This is a genomic window from Microcoleus sp. bin48.metabat.b7b8b9.023, assembly GCF_013299185.1.
GTDB lineage: Bacteria > Cyanobacteriota > Cyanobacteriia > Cyanobacteriales > Microcoleaceae > Microcoleus.
In genome coordinates this window covers 19,344-33,790 of record NZ_JAAFKG010000025.1, presented here as the reverse complement: position 1 = coordinate 33,790, position 14,447 = coordinate 19,344, and the positions used below count along the sequence as shown (strand labels likewise).

Below are 14,447 nucleotides of genomic sequence, written 5' to 3'. Positions count from 1 at the left end.
CAAAATATTTATCGATTTGATGGTGATGATGCGGATATAAATCTTGCCAGCAAGAAAGAACGGGCTCTCCCGCCCATCCCACTTTCAAGAGTGTAAATTATTTAATTTGCGATCCTAAGTGTGGGTGTGACGATTAATCCATCAGCTAATAGATTGCGATCGGCGCTGACTTGATATTAATTGCTAGCGAGCGGACTAATCACTCCCTACGACTAATGCTTGACCCGCACTCGATCGCGTGCGGGTCTAAATAATAATGCCCGAAATTTTCCACATAACACCACGATTTGTGTGATTGGGCACAAAATTTCGGTCTAATCAGATAAAATAGGGATTTTAGGCAGAAACTTTCGGCTTTTGATTCCATATAGGGTGTTTAGCCAGAAACTTGACAATTATCCTAAACGGCCTGTAATATTAGATATACCAATCCTAAATGATTTGCTGGCATTATACGCTAGTAAAACGCTTACACTGCAAAGGTTCTGGCATCCATCAATTTTTCGACTGATTTAGGGCTGCTATAGTTAGGTTTTATCTGTTTTGACGAAGGATTATAACTATGTCGGATCACCAAATTGAGAATGTTGTCCTTGGATTTGCAACTAATCTAAATCCAGAGAGACTAGAGGTATTTGCAAAAACTCTTCGTAGCGTCTATGCTCCTCAAGTATGCGACTTAGTCATCTGCACGAATAATGTTAACAATCAGCTTTGTCAAATTGCCAAAGAGTATTCGGTAACATTTTCATACACTCCAAATAACTATTCCCCTAGTGTAAATAAGTTCTCCAAGCTTCTCAATAGATGCATACTCTACCCAACAAGATGGCTGGCACTGTCAACTCAAAATATACCGTCATTAAGAGTTATATTTTACGAAATGTACGTTCAGCTATTGAAGCTATGGCATCATCCTCATTTTGTCCGGTGGTTCACTTACAGAGACTTCCTAAAAACGAATCCACAGTATAAGAAAGTCTTTATGTCAGATGTAAAAGATGTAGCTTTTCAGTCACCCTTTTTTGATGAGGTAGATTCCTCAGAATTACACTTTTTTAAGCAGGATGTCCAGTATGGAGGTGACGATTACTGGGATACAAAGTGGTATGGCGATAGCTACGGTTCCAAGGCTTTGCAAAAGGTGGTAGGCAAACCAGCGATTTGCATTGGCACAATTATGGGAAGCTTCAAGGGAGTCGATGCTTTCCTTGAAGTTCTATGTGCAGAAATTTTGAAAACTCCCTTTATTGGTATCGAGCAATCAGTCTTTAATCATCTTTTCTACACTGATGGGTTTAAGAATATTCCGTTTGAAGTTCATGAAAATGCCATGGGCCCTGTACTAACAATTACTGGCGCATCCTTGAATCGCTTTAAAGTTTGTCCTGATGGAGTATTCACTGTAGATGAAAAATTGGCTTCGGTTATACATATGTATGACCGACATCAAGAAACTTTGGATTACTTCTCTAAACTGTTGGGATACGAAATGAAACAGGAAGGTCTAGCGAAATGATAGAACTTATTTTGTGTAGGAATGTATAATTTTTGTGTTGATGCGCGATCGAGGTATTCTGGAAGCCTTGACAACTGATAAACACTTTGGCCAAGAGGGTTTTAGTCGTCTGTTGCGATCGCCAGACTAACACTAATACACGCAGAAACTCTCTTTGGTCGCGAACAACCAGCGGTTGGGTACTTCGCTTTCATCATGGTACACCATTTCAACGATCGCACCACAATGATAAACGCAATTGCCTATCGACCTCCGCAGCTTGGGGACGAACAAGAAATTAGTGCTTGTATGTGGGCTTCTGCGGATCTATGGGAACTCACAGATGGAACACCAGAAAGCGTTGCTGAATGGAAACAAATTTCCGATCTAGAAGAATTAAGAGCAAGAATTTTGAGTAGCGAGAAAACGCTAGTTGCTACATGGAATGGGATAGTTGTTGGTTTTATTGCATTTCGGAGAGGCAATCATCTGTCATTGTTGTTCGTCCGCAGAGAATTTTCGGGGCAAGGAATCGGTAGAGAACTATTCACCCGATGCAGCAACGAGCTTGATGAAATCACGGTTAACGCATCTGATGTTGCAGTAGGCTTTTACCAGAAAGTAGGGTTTGTCAAAAGTGGCGATCGCTTCTTCACAAAGGGAATATGGGGAACACCAATGAAGTGGGCTAATACCAATTTAATGTGAAGTTGCACATATCTTGATCCCCCTAAATCCCCCTTAAAAAGGGGGACTTTGAGAAAAATCTTTCCCCCCCTTATTAAGGGGGCTAGGCAGGGAGGTTTTATTGTCGTCAGAAAATTAGGTACGTAGTTGCGCTTCAGCGCTCTTTATAAGATTAGCTAACAGCGCAAAGATCGAAACTACGTACCTTGGCGAGCAATACTTTTCGTAGTTAGAAATTTCCTATCCTGACAATAAAACCACCCTGCTTATTAAGGGGGAGTAGGGGGCAAGCTAAGGGGGGATCGGATTATATGCAGCCTCATGAAAAATTCGTATAACAAGGAAGTAAACCGAATTAGACGAGACCCGTTGATTACTTTGTTGAGTTAAATTACTAAAATAGCCTTGAGTTCAGATGTTTGACTGAGTAGATAGTCTCTACAATGACTAAACTAAAAATACAGGACTTACACAGGCAAACTATTTATATTGTGCCTGCGTAAGTCCTGTTAAATTAAGCAAACTTAATCTTCAAATAATCATCCTCCATCTTCGCCCCGGAAGGTTGCAGTGCAGCTAAAGCTTGCGGCAATACCATATTGCGGCGGTGATTCCCAATCCGAACATTCAACTCATCACCAGTTTTGCTCAACTGAATCTGATCCTTAGCAATTCCAGGCAAATACAGTTCTAGAACATATTGATTGTTGTCCTGCACAATCTTAATCGTATTTTCTGTGTAATAAACTTTGCTAGGATCTTCGTCTTTGTAAAGCGTTTCTTTCAATCGCTCCAAGGCTGGCAAACCGCACATTTCTTCGGAATAAAGCGGCACTTCTTTCACTGGTAGCGGCCGGAAGTTCTCGTGAATTTCCTGCTTGTACTCCTGCTGGTTTTCTTTCCAGCGCTTGAAAAAGGGATCGGTTACTTCTTCGGGAATAATCCGATTGGCTACGATTAAATCTGTGGCAACATTGTACAAACTCAAATAAGCGTGGGCGCGCAAAGACTCTTTAATTACCATTTTTTCGGGATTAGTGATTAACCTTACCGAAGTCACAGTATTATCAGTTAAAATCTTTTCCAGAGCTTCGATTTGTTCGTAAAATTCATAAGGTGCATCCATCACCTCTTTGTTCGGCAAAGAAAAGCCGGCAATTGGTCTAAAAATCGGTTCAACTAAAGGTCTGAGGGCGGCTGATATGCCTTGCAATGGCTTGTAAAATTTTCTCATGTACCAGCCGCCAACTTCTGGCAAACTTAGGAGTCGCAATGCTGTGCCGGTGGGGGCAGAATCGATAATTAAAACATCATATATTCCCTCGTCGTAATGCCGTTTCATCCGCACCAAACCGAATATTTCGTCCATTCCCGGCAAAATGGCTAGTTCTTCAGCTTGCACGCCCTCAAGTCCCTGGGCTTTCAAAACTTCACTAATGTAGCGTTTTACTGCTCCCCAGTTGCCTTCTAATTCTCTGAGGGCGTCCAATTCTGCTCCCCACAAGTTGGGTTTTACGAGTCGGGCGTCGTGTCCGAGCTCCATGTCGAAGCTGTCGGCCAAGGAGTGGGCGGGATCTGTGCTCAGCACTAGGGTTTTGTATCCCAATTCGGCGCATCGCAGCCCTGTAGCAGCGGCTACGGAGGTTTTCCCGACGCCGCCTTTTCCGGTCATTAAGATTAAGCGCATTGATTTTTGAGCTCGCCTGCAAGTTCTGTTTACTTTTTTATTGTAACGGAATGTAACTTTATGAGACTGAGGCTACAAAATATCAGTCTGTGGGGTGCTGGTGGGGCGTCGGCTGGGGTGGCTGGGGTGTCCCTTAGAGGGTGTTTGAAAAGTCCTTGCGTTGGTATCAAAACACCCGATCCCCCTAGCCCCCTTAAAAAGGGGGAACCAGAATCCGGCTCAAAGTCCCCCTTCTTAAGGGGGATTTAGGGGGATCGGGTGTTAATTGTGACAACCTTTGACTTTTCAAACATCCTCTTAAGATATTCGCAAAGATTGAATGAATAATTTACTATAGGGTGCGGATGGTTGTACCTTCGCCAGCGAACCAAACAGCTCTTTTCCGCCGAAGATAACTAATGTCTTCTGTTTAGAGCGAGGTTCTTGACTCAGGACTTGTGAATGAACGGACAGAATACTATCTGAATCAAAACCATAGAAATAGTCCAAGTCGCCACAAAGCCCTTCTTCAACATCCTTGAGATTAGGAAAAAGTTCTTGAGACGAACGTGGTTCGTGACCGATTAAAATTAGTGCATCTAATATCTCCATTTTGTTAAGATCGATTAGATACATGAGTCCTTCATCTGTGTTGACTAGAATGCGATCGTCCGATACGTAGCACATATAGTAGCCAAAACCGTCATTCGCATGAGGCCATTCGCATATTCCCAGTAGATTGCAGTCGGGAAAACTGAATCGGCTGATTTTTCGCCCACAATCATGTACGGTCACAAATTCCCTACCAGCAGGATGAAATTCTGGAGGTGCTGCGTCATGGGGACATGGAACCTCCACGGCGTGAATTCTCGTACCATCATCATAAAGCCAGTAAATTTGCTGTAAGCCCTGACCCTCAGCAGCCCAAATAGCTAAAATTTGGTTTTCCGGGTGCGGGTAAAACCCGAAGGAACTCGATCCAAAAGGGTCTTCGAGCAAAAGTTTTCGCTGGATTTGCCATGAATTGGTATCGCGAATTTGAATTTCTACTTCCTTGCCTTCAATTACTTTCATGCACCAAAAACGCAAGCCGTCTGCATCAAACCAGCAGTCCTCAAATCCATTATAGTTAGGAAGTTTAGGTAGCTGTTCTTCAAAAACTAGCTGGTTTTCTGCTGTCACAATTGCTAAATGATTGCCATTTGCCATAATTGCTGCCAGCAAGTCGCCTTTGGCGCTAATGGCTAAGCAGCTAATTTCGTCTGGAAGCTGGTATTCGTATTTTGGTGACAAGTTGCGATCGCACACAGTGACATTTTGACCGCAAGTTATCGCAATAGCCCACTCTGAATTGATGGTTTGATTTATAGTTAATATCCCGCCGTCACTTTTTATTTCACGTTTTGGTTTAATAAGCATACATATATTCAGATATGTTGTGTAGATTCGATCCAGGAATTTTGCGCGGGGTGGGGGCGGGTTTATTTAACCTGTCTGCATCCTTTAAGGTTATTAGTGAACCCGCCCCTACAGGAATTACGATAATTGCGATGCTCGATCGAAATACAGTCGGTTTTTAATTGATATTTTGCACCATTTTTAATAATCTGTAGGGGCGGGTTCGCCAAGGACTATAAAGGTAGCAAACAGGTTAAATAAACCCGCCCAAACCCCACGAATAACCCCTCGATCGAGAATGATGCAAGATTGTAGTTTTTAACCGACTTTCGCTATGAGGCAGGGGTTTAAACCCCCGCCGGACTGTGGGAAAGCGCCCAAATCGTAAGGTGCGCCATAAGCACCCTACATTTACAAATTGGCATTCTTTCTCGCAGTTTTCTGCACGGGAACAGCCACCGCCTGCGGCTTCTTCTTCGCTGCAAACATCCCGAAGAAATCGTGCAGCAAAATATAGAAACACGGAATAATAAACAGCGTCAGCAAAGTAGCCAGCGACAAACCAGAAAACACCACGACACCCAAAGGTTGCAGAAACTCCGAACCTTCTCCAATTCCCAAAGCGAGGGGAAACAAACCCAAAACTGTGGTAATAGTTGTCATCAAAATCGGACGCAAACGTTGAGGTGCCGCCCTGATAATTGCTGTCGGGCGATCGACCTTTTCATCTTCCCGAATTTGGTTGGCCAATTCTACCATAATAATGCCGTTATTCACGATGATTCCCACGAGCAAAATTGCCCCGATCATCACCGTGGCCCCGATCGCAGTTTTGGTCACGTACAGCCCGAAAATCCCCCCAGCCAACGCCAGCGGCACTGTCAGCAAAATCACCAGCGGATCGACTAGGGAATTGTACTGCACCGCCATCGCTACAAACACTAAAAAAGTCGCCAACCCGCCCAAAACTTTGAGCGCAGTTTGCAATTGCTGGTTGGTTTCCGCAGCGGAACTTGGCACAATTCTGACTCCTGGCGGTAACTTTAATTGGGCTAAAACTGCATCGACTTGCTTGACAGCATCGCCTAAACTTGCACCGCGATTTAAGTTTCCGACAATTAAGAAAACTTGCCGCTGGTTGAGACGCTGAATTTCTCCCGGCGCTTTGCCGATCGCAATTTTTGCCACATCGCTCAAACGGACGATGCTATTATTACCAGATAACGGAATTTGTCCGAGTTGGGCGGTGGATTTGACAGAAGTGCGATCGAACTGCACGCGCACGTCTACCAAACGGTTTCCCCGCTGCACCTGAGTCGGAATAGAACCTTCAATTGCTGTTTGAACTGTCTGCCCAATGTCTCGGGCACTGAGCCCGTACAAAGAAGCTCTTTCCCAGTCTGGACGAATTTGCACTTCCGACTGCGGCGCATCTCCATCGGGCCGAAACCTGGCTAATTTTACCTTTTCATCCAATGCTGTTAATATCTGGCGGCCTGCTTCTTGCAGTGATTTTTCGGTTTTGCCCTGAAGTATGACATCAATTTCGCCGCCCCTGACTGGAGAATTCGTTAACACTAAACCCCTGATTCCCTCTGGGACTAAGCGCAAGCGAGTTCCCTTGGGAACGTCGATTTTCCTTAATTCCTCAGTCAGTCTTTCCGTAAAGGCGATCGTATTTGTACCTTTTTTCAGCGTAATCGTGCTGCTTCCCCGGAGCAAATTCTCGATCGTATTGTTGCCGAACAGCAGCCCTCCGGCTGTGGTTAAAGTATACTCGGTTTCTGGCTGTGCGAGCAGCAGTTTATCGGCGGCTGCAACTACTTTTTGATTGGTTTCTAAGTTAGTACCGGGAGGAAACAAAGCAAATAATCGCGCTTGACTTGTATTGATTCTTGGCAATATTTCCTGGGGAATTTGACTTGCCATCACCCAAGTTCCGCAGCCTAAAATTATAAAAGCTAGTGGAATGATAATTAAGCGCAAACCCAGCACTTTTGACAGCACCGCACCGTAGGCCCGGGTGCCGTTTTCAAAGCTGCGGTTGAAAAGTGCGATCGGCCCGAACTGACTGACGCCGCTGGAATAAGACATTCCCATCAAGCGGGAAGTCAGCATCGGTACTACAGTTACAGCTACTAGCAGAGACGCTGCTACTGCAAAGCAAATTGTCAAAATTAATTCGCTAAATAGCAGGGAAAAGAAGCCGCCAATCAGCAAAAATGGCAGCACAGATACTAAGTTAGCGGCAGTGGAAGCAACCATTGCTGATTCTACTTCTTGACTCCGCATTACCGACTCTTCTATGGTTAGTTGTTGGCGATTTTTGATTTTGCCTTTTTTGAGATCGGGGTTGCTGTTTAAACCGACTACAATATTTTCTAAAATAACTACGCTAGTATCGATCGCCTGACCGATTCCCAAGGCTAAACCGCCCAAACTAAACAAGTTCAGCGACAACCCGAACAGCTTCATTAAAATAATTGCAGCTAAAGTACACAGGGGAATAGTCAGAGAGATAATCAGCGTTTGTCTGAGGGAACCTAAAAAGAACAAAACGGCGATCGCAGCCAAGACTGCCCCGGAAATTCCGGCATTCGCGACATCGGCTAGGGAATTGCGGATGAATCGGGATTCGTCTAAGGTGGTAACTACTTTCATGTCTGCCGAAATCAAGCCGGATTCCTGCATTTGTTTGAGGCGATTTTTCACTCCGTCCACAACCGTAATCGTGTTGGCGTCCGGCTGTTTCAAAATGCTAATTTTAACGGCAGGTTTTTGATTTAGAAAAACTTTAACTCGCTGTTCTTCTGTACCGTCTTTGACTGCGGCAAAATCGCGCAGGTAAACTCGTTTGGGCGGGTTGGAACCGGATATTTGAAAGGAAAGGTTGTTGATTTCGGCGGCTGTTTTAAATCGCCCGATGGTGCGAGTCAGGGGTTCGTTGGATTCTTGGCGCAGTCTGCCGCCGGAAGTGTCTAAATTGCGATCGCGCAAAGCACTAAAAACATCGTTAAGATTAACTCCTAAACTTTGCAGCCGGTTCAGGTCAATATTAACTTGAATTTCTTCTTGAACCCCGCCGGAAACGTCAACGGAAGCTACTCCGGGAATTACGTTAATTTCCCTGGCTAATTCGTCATCGGCGAATACTCGCAAATCTACGCCTTGGCGCGAGTCTGAAGTCAGCGCAAATTCGTAAACCGGCTGTTGGGAAGGGTCAAATTTAAACAGAGTGGGGGATGCAACTGTGTCGGGAAGTCGGTTGCGAATGCGGTTGACGGAGGCTGTGGCGTCGTTGAGGGCTTGGTCAATATCGCCGCCGGTTTTGAAGAATAAATCGACGCTGACTTGTCCTTCGCGGGTGCGGGAAAAGACTTGCGTGACTCCTTCTGTGGCTGAAAGTCCTTGTTCGAGGGGGCGGGTAATTTCGTCAACTGCGACTTCTGGCGAGACTCCGGGGGCGTCTAGGCGCACGCTGATGCGGGGATAGGTGATGGAGGGTAGCAAGTCAACGGGGAGTTGGGTGATGTAGAAAATGCCCACTACGACGATCGCCAATGTCAGCATTATAGTGCCGATGTGGCGGCGAATCGCGATCGCGCTAATACTAAATCCGGTTTTGTCGGCGCTCATTCGATTTTAGATTTTGGATTGAAGAGTTTACCCAGTCAGTCACATTAATTTTAGTAGGGTGCGTCAGTCTTAAATTTAGGTCGAGGAGAAATAAATTTTACGGACGCACCTTACGAGTAGTATAATAAATCTTAATAAAATCTCAAAAAAGTGTTTTTTTATATTCCTTTAGACATAGCCGATCGCCCGCAATGAAAATTTGCTAAACTTGCGATCGACTGTGGAATTTCTGTAAGGTATTACTATCTGTTTCCTGTTCCCTGTTCCCTGTTCCGGGAGCCTCTCAGTTTTGCATTTATAGTAGTGCGAGCGTCCCCGCTCGCGTGCTTTATAAAGCACGCGAGCGGGGACGCTCGCACTGAAAGAAAAAATGCTTTTTGCAAAAATGAGATGCTCCCCCTGTTCCCTGTTCCCTCTTCCTTGATTTACTGTACTTGACTGCCGTGGGCGCGCGGGTCTGAACTGCTTGTTTTCACAGGGCCTGTGGCGGGAGTAAAATCAGAAACTTGACCGGAAGATTGCGAGTGCGGTATTGGTTTTCCGGCAATTAAAGCCTCTAAATTTTCTTCCATAATACTGCGTGGGGTTTCGCCGATGGTTTCAGCAACGCTGCTGCCTTTATTATTCAAATAGACAAAGTGGGGAATGCCATCTACTCGATATTTGGTGATTTCTGGTAGCCATTTGTCGTTGTCTACATTTAGCATGACAAAATTCATTGGTTCGGCATATTTCTGTTTGATGGCGCTTAAGTCCTTAGCCATTGCTTGACAGCTACCGCACCAATCAGCATAAAATTCCATGAGTGTTGGCTTGCCGTTTGTTAAGGCTGTTGCTATCGGTGCCGAGGCTTTTGCCATTTCGGTGAGACTGCTTGCTGGCGTTTGAGTTCGCACTCCTAAGAAGAGGGATACTGAAAGGGCGATCGCTGCTAATACGATCAATAAGTTTCTGACGCGCGCGGCGGCGTTTATTTCGGAATCTGCGGGTGCAGGAGTTGAGTTGGGCGAATTAAGACTCATAAAATAAATTGGGATCTTATTTCTATGTTTTTATTTTTAATAAGCACTTTAAATTATACCACATTTTGAGATAATCAGACCAATCTCATCAAAAATTTGGCTGAGGCCAGTAATTAGAGCAAGTGCGCTAAAACAATAAGATAAGAAAGATTGTGTTTGTAAATTACCGAGGTAACAGTGAAAAAACGGGTAACGCTGACGTTTCCACAACGATCGATCCAAATGCCTGTCACCTATCGACTGGCCAAGGATTTTAATGTTGCAGCCAACATTATCCGCGCTCAGGTGGCTCCGAATCAAGTGGGCAAACTGGTGCTAGAGTTATCAGGGGACATTGACCAACTAGAAGCGGCGATCGACTGGATGCGATCGCAAAATATCGGCGTTTCCCTAGCCAGCAGGGAAATACTCATCGATGAAGATACCTGCGTTCACTGCGGCTTGTGCACGGGGGTTTGCCCGACAGAAGCCTTGACCCTTGACCCAGAAAGCTTTAAACTAACGTTTGCTCGATCGCGCTGTATCGTCTGCGAGCAGTGCATCCCTACTTGTCCGGTGCAAGCTATTTCTACTAATCTCTAAGCCCGCACGCAAATTTATCGGAGTCAGCCGATTTTAGATTAAAGAAATGAAGAATTTTAGATTTACTCGCAGCGCCCTGAATCTGAGAGCTTAAGCAAGAGTCTAAAATTTTGGAATCGACCATCATGAGTGTCGGCAAGCAAGTAACCGTTTTTGGGCGGGGTCATCTTTATGTTGCTTGGTTCCCCTAATTTGTATATCGGATGAAAAGAAACTCTTGGTTTTCCTTAACTCTACTTTTTGTTACTTATTTCATTTTTGGCTGGAAATTATCTGAATTTGATATTCCCCCGCACCTGACTTGGTTTTTTGCCGTAGCTGCTGTTTTAGTATTAGCCATTGCCTTGTCATTCCCGCTGAAGGAGACAAAAAAATGGCTCATGCGCTGGATTTCGAGTGATGCTGGGGCTTTTATTTCGATTATTGTAGGAGCTTGTTTGGCAGTTATAGTTGTTACCTGGTTGCACCTTTTTGTGACGGTTTTAGTTTTGACTTCAGCCGGAGCTTTGGCAAGACTCGATATTCAAATGTTTGGGCACCAAAGATGGCGGACTTTTGCGATATTAGCTACTATTTCTTTAACTGGTTTGGGGGTGGGCGGAGCGATCGAGTTTTTGTCAAGAACAGGCAGGCTAGTATTACCGTAATGTGGAACGGGAAATTCATAAAGCCAAATTCTACAACTGGCAATGGGTATTTAGCGCAAAATTATGCGATCGCTCATAAAAATAATACGGAATGCGGGAAACTCAGCGTCTTTAGACCTGAGAGGGAAGCGACTCGTGGGACTTCAGTCCCCGTGTTCTTTCCTTCTTTCTTTCTTTCTTTATTTATTTATTTCTTTATTTATTGTTTAATTGGCCGAATAGTATGGGTTTATATTTGACGTATCCATGCTCGATCGTTTAAACTGGAAAAATCAACCAATATCCAGGAAGACAGAGGTGACTAAAACCAAAAAAATAATGGGAGTTCAGCAAGTATTACTATCTCCAAACAAAGATGTTAAAGCCTTGTTAGAGTATCTCTGTCAGCAATCTGGAAAGCTTTACAATAGTGGCGTTTACTTGGCTCGTCAGACTTTTTTCAAAACAGGAAAACTGTTGACTGGAAAGTTCGACTTATCTGTTGAATCGTCAGTTTCAAGGTCAATGGTTGCTAAGTCATTGCCGTCAACGCCAATGCAGCAAACATTGATGTCAGTCGCAGAAGCATTCAAATCTTTTAAAGAATTAAGAGACTTGTACATCAAAGGTCAATTGCATTTTAAGCCCAAGCCACCGGGATACCTAAAAGGGTCTAAGTTGTTCAAAGTGGCTTATCCAAATTCTGGAGGTTTAAGACCTAAACTTGTTGGGAATCAGTTAAGATTTTCCTTGGGTTTAACAGTGAGGCGATGGTTTGGAGTTTCTGAATTCTTTCTACCTATGCCATCGAATCTTGATTTTTTCAAAGTGAAAGAGTTTACAATTCTCCCTAAAAATGGCGTTTTTTATCTGGAAATGTCCTACGAAGTTGAAAAACAACAACATAATCTGGACATTAATCAAGCGTTATCAATTGACTTGGGAACTGCTGATAATCTAGCAGCTTGTGTCGATACATTAGGAAATTCCTTCTTAATTGATTCTCGTGCCATGAAAGCGATGAATCAATTGTGGAACAAGAAAGTAGCAACTAGAAAAGAAGGAAAGCCAGAAGGTTATTGGGATAATTGGCTAGACCGTGTAACCCGGAAGCGCAATCACCAAATGCGTGATGGTATAAATAAGGCTGCAAAGTTGATTACCAACCATTGCCTTAAATCCGGAATTGGCACGCTGATAGTTGGGTGGAATGAAGGTTTCAAGTCTAACAGTAATCTCGGTAAAGTGAACAATCAAAAGTTTGTTCAAATGCCTTTAGGTAAGCTAAAAAATAGGTTAAAAGAACTGTGCGATTTGCACGGCATCAGGTTTGTTGAAACCGAAGAAGCATATACATCGAAAGCTAGTTTTTTAGATGGTGACTCCCTACCCAAATATGGTGAAAAACCATCTGGGTGGAAAGCATCTGGAAAACGGATTAAACGTGGCTTGTATCAGTCAGCTAATGCTTCGATGGTGAATGCAGACTTAAATGGTGCTGCCAATATTCTGAGAAAAGTAGCCAGTAAGTTAAGTGTAAACCTTGACCAACTGGGTAGACGGGTTTTGACGACCGTAGCGAGAGTTAGACTTTGGGTATTGCCCAAACCTATTCTGTCCGCAGAATCTCAGTGTCTTTAGACCTGAGAGTGTCAACAATAAATGGAGATGGTTTTTTTAATACCTCACCGCCCCCCGACTAAGGCCTTCGTGCCGTAATTCTAGCAGTTGTCCACTCTCATAAGGTTGAGATTCCCAATTACCGATTACAAATTCACAATACCCAATTAGCAATTGCCAATTGCCAATTGTCAATTAGGGAGGAACCTGGAGTGCAACGGAAAACCACTATGGCAATATCGATCTGTAGCGACTGTTGTTCAAAATTTTATTCCCAAGATCCGTAAATCCGGCAACCAAAAACTAAATCCCAATAAAAAAGCAGCTTTAGGGAGCTGCTCGTCAGAATGCATGAGGTATTGTTTTTAGAATAGGACAGGTTGAATTCGATCGATCTTGGGTTACATTTTTTGATACGAGAGCATTGATGAGTCAATGGACGATCGCAAAATCGTCACACAGGAGGATAGCATCGATGCTAATTTTTCCGACAATGAGGTTAGCGTTTAACTGTCCTTGCGCCCTACAGCCCTTCAGCGGTGGGGCCATTTTATTTTTTGGCACAACAGAAGGAAGAGTTGACAGTTGATAGAAGGAAGAAGGAAGAAGGAAGAAGGAAGAAGGAAGAAGGAAGAAGGAAGAAGGAAGAAGGAAGAGGAAAGAAGGAAGAAGGAAGAAGGAAGAGGGAAGAAGGAAGAGGAAGAAGGCCCTTCGACTTCGCGATCGGGTAAATAGAGGGAAGAAGCAGCAATACAAGCAAGGGTTTCAGCAATCCCAGAAGGTTTTAATCGTCGAGGGCGGTTGCTGTAGCCTTTCTCAAAAAGATGAGGTATGGCTGACAGCTTACGTAACCATCCAGAGAAAGAGGGCTAAAGCCCAACAACATACCTTATTTTTTTGAGAACCTTTATATATGAAACTTACGCACCACATCTGCTTAAACCCGGTTGATTTGCAAACATTCAGCGGTTAAAGCGACACACTCAGGCATAAATCAGTATTTTTACGTAACTTTTAAGTCTTTATAAATAGGTAATTTTGCCAAGACCCAATTGATGAGTGTATCAATTGACATCATGCCCAGTTTCTGATAAAAACCGAGCCAGATGGTTAGGACGTTTTAGTTGTCGAAACCGTTGCTTTCTTCTTCCTTCTTCCTTCTTCCTTCCTCTAGAACTTTTTTGATTTCCTCGATCGCCCGACGCGCTACTTCTTCGGGCCTTTCGCCTCCGGAAATGCCAACTCGGACATCTGCTTGAGCGTAGAAACGCTCTCTTTCGCTCAAAAGGCCTTGCAACTTAGATTTGAGGTCTCCCTCCCGCAGTAGGGGCCGAGTGCTGTCCGATCGCAGTCGATCGCACAATTGGTCTACAGGCACATCCAGCCAAACCACGATACCGTAATGCAAGTAACCCCAATTTTTCGATCGGGCAACAATACCGCCGCCCGTAGCCACGATCGAATTTTGATAAGCAGCCAATTCGCCGAGCACTTTCGTTTCTAATTCCCGAAAAGCCTCTTCCCCTTCGCGATCGAAAATCTCAGCAATTGACTGATTAGCAACTCGCACAATTAGTTCATCAGTATCAAAAAAACGGTATTTTAATTCCCTTGCCAAAATCCGCCCCACCGTGGTTTTACCCACACCCATCATCCCGACGAGATAGATATTAACTCCCCTCAACAAATCCACCGCCAAATCCTCCAATATT

The 14,447-nt window shown here is 44.1% G+C and carries 11 protein-coding genes; 6 read left to right on the top strand and 5 right to left on the bottom strand.

Going from position 1 to position 14,447, the window contains the following annotated elements:
* Positions 1-985: 985 nt before the first annotated feature.
* Positions 986-1,519 carry a hypothetical protein gene (locus tag QZW82_RS15820; protein ID WP_293149717.1) on the top strand — a complete coding sequence of 178 codons (534 nt, stop codon included), beginning with the start codon at positions 986-988 and terminating at the stop codon, positions 1,517-1,519.
* A 225-nt stretch (positions 1,520-1,744) separates the two neighbouring features.
* Positions 1,745-2,206: a GNAT family N-acetyltransferase gene (locus QZW82_RS15815; protein WP_293149715.1), complete on the top strand. Its 462-nt coding sequence runs from the start codon at positions 1,745-1,747 to the stop codon at positions 2,204-2,206.
* Between the two features lie 493 nt (positions 2,207-2,699).
* On the opposite strand, the gene QZW82_RS15810 is transcribed toward QZW82_RS15815, so the two are convergent.
* From QZW82_RS15810 to QZW82_RS15795, 4 genes are all read right to left on the bottom strand, one after another.
* On the bottom strand, positions 2,700-3,872 hold the full coding sequence (locus tag QZW82_RS15810; protein WP_293149713.1) for a TRC40/GET3/ArsA family transport-energizing ATPase: 1,173 nt from the start codon (positions 3,870-3,872) through the stop codon (positions 2,700-2,702).
* Between the two features lie 297 nt (positions 3,873-4,169).
* Entirely contained in the window at positions 4,170-5,270 is a 1,101-nt protein-coding gene (locus QZW82_RS15805) for a hypothetical protein (protein WP_293149711.1), read from the bottom strand.
* A gap of 390 nt (positions 5,271-5,660) precedes the next feature.
* Positions 5,661-8,885, bottom strand: coding sequence for an efflux RND transporter permease subunit (locus tag QZW82_RS15800; RefSeq protein ID WP_293149709.1), 3,225 nt, complete (start codon positions 8,883-8,885; stop codon positions 5,661-5,663).
* A gap of 425 nt (positions 8,886-9,310) precedes the next feature.
* Positions 9,311-9,907: a thioredoxin family protein gene (locus QZW82_RS15795; RefSeq protein WP_293149707.1), complete on the bottom strand. Its 597-nt coding sequence runs from the start codon at positions 9,905-9,907 to the stop codon at positions 9,311-9,313.
* 177 nt (positions 9,908-10,084) lie between these two features.
* Between QZW82_RS15795 and QZW82_RS15790 the strand changes: the two genes are divergently transcribed.
* The 4 genes from QZW82_RS15790 (at position 10,085) to QZW82_RS15775 (ending at position 13,470) form a co-directional block, all read left to right on the top strand.
* Positions 10,085-10,489 (top strand): NIL domain-containing protein, encoded by a 405-nt coding sequence (locus QZW82_RS15790; protein WP_293149705.1) that lies wholly within the window; start codon positions 10,085-10,087, stop codon positions 10,487-10,489.
* A gap of 203 nt (positions 10,490-10,692) precedes the next feature.
* Entirely contained in the window at positions 10,693-11,136 is a 444-nt protein-coding gene (locus QZW82_RS15785; protein ID WP_293149701.1) for a hypothetical protein, read from the top strand.
* Between the two features lie 297 nt (positions 11,137-11,433).
* Positions 11,434-12,756, top strand: a complete 1,323-nt coding sequence (locus QZW82_RS15780; RefSeq protein WP_293149699.1) for a transposase — start codon at positions 11,434-11,436, stop codon at positions 12,754-12,756.
* Positions 12,757-13,320: 564 nt separating this feature from the next.
* Complete coding sequence (locus QZW82_RS15775) at positions 13,321-13,470, top strand: hypothetical protein (RefSeq protein ID WP_293149697.1); 150 nt, start codon at positions 13,321-13,323, stop codon at positions 13,468-13,470.
* Between the two features lie 385 nt (positions 13,471-13,855).
* On the opposite strand, the gene QZW82_RS15770 is transcribed toward QZW82_RS15775, so the two are convergent.
* Positions 13,856-14,428: a shikimate kinase gene (locus QZW82_RS15770; RefSeq protein WP_293149695.1), complete on the bottom strand. Its 573-nt coding sequence runs from the start codon at positions 14,426-14,428 to the stop codon at positions 13,856-13,858.
* Positions 14,429-14,447 lie beyond the last annotated feature (19 nt).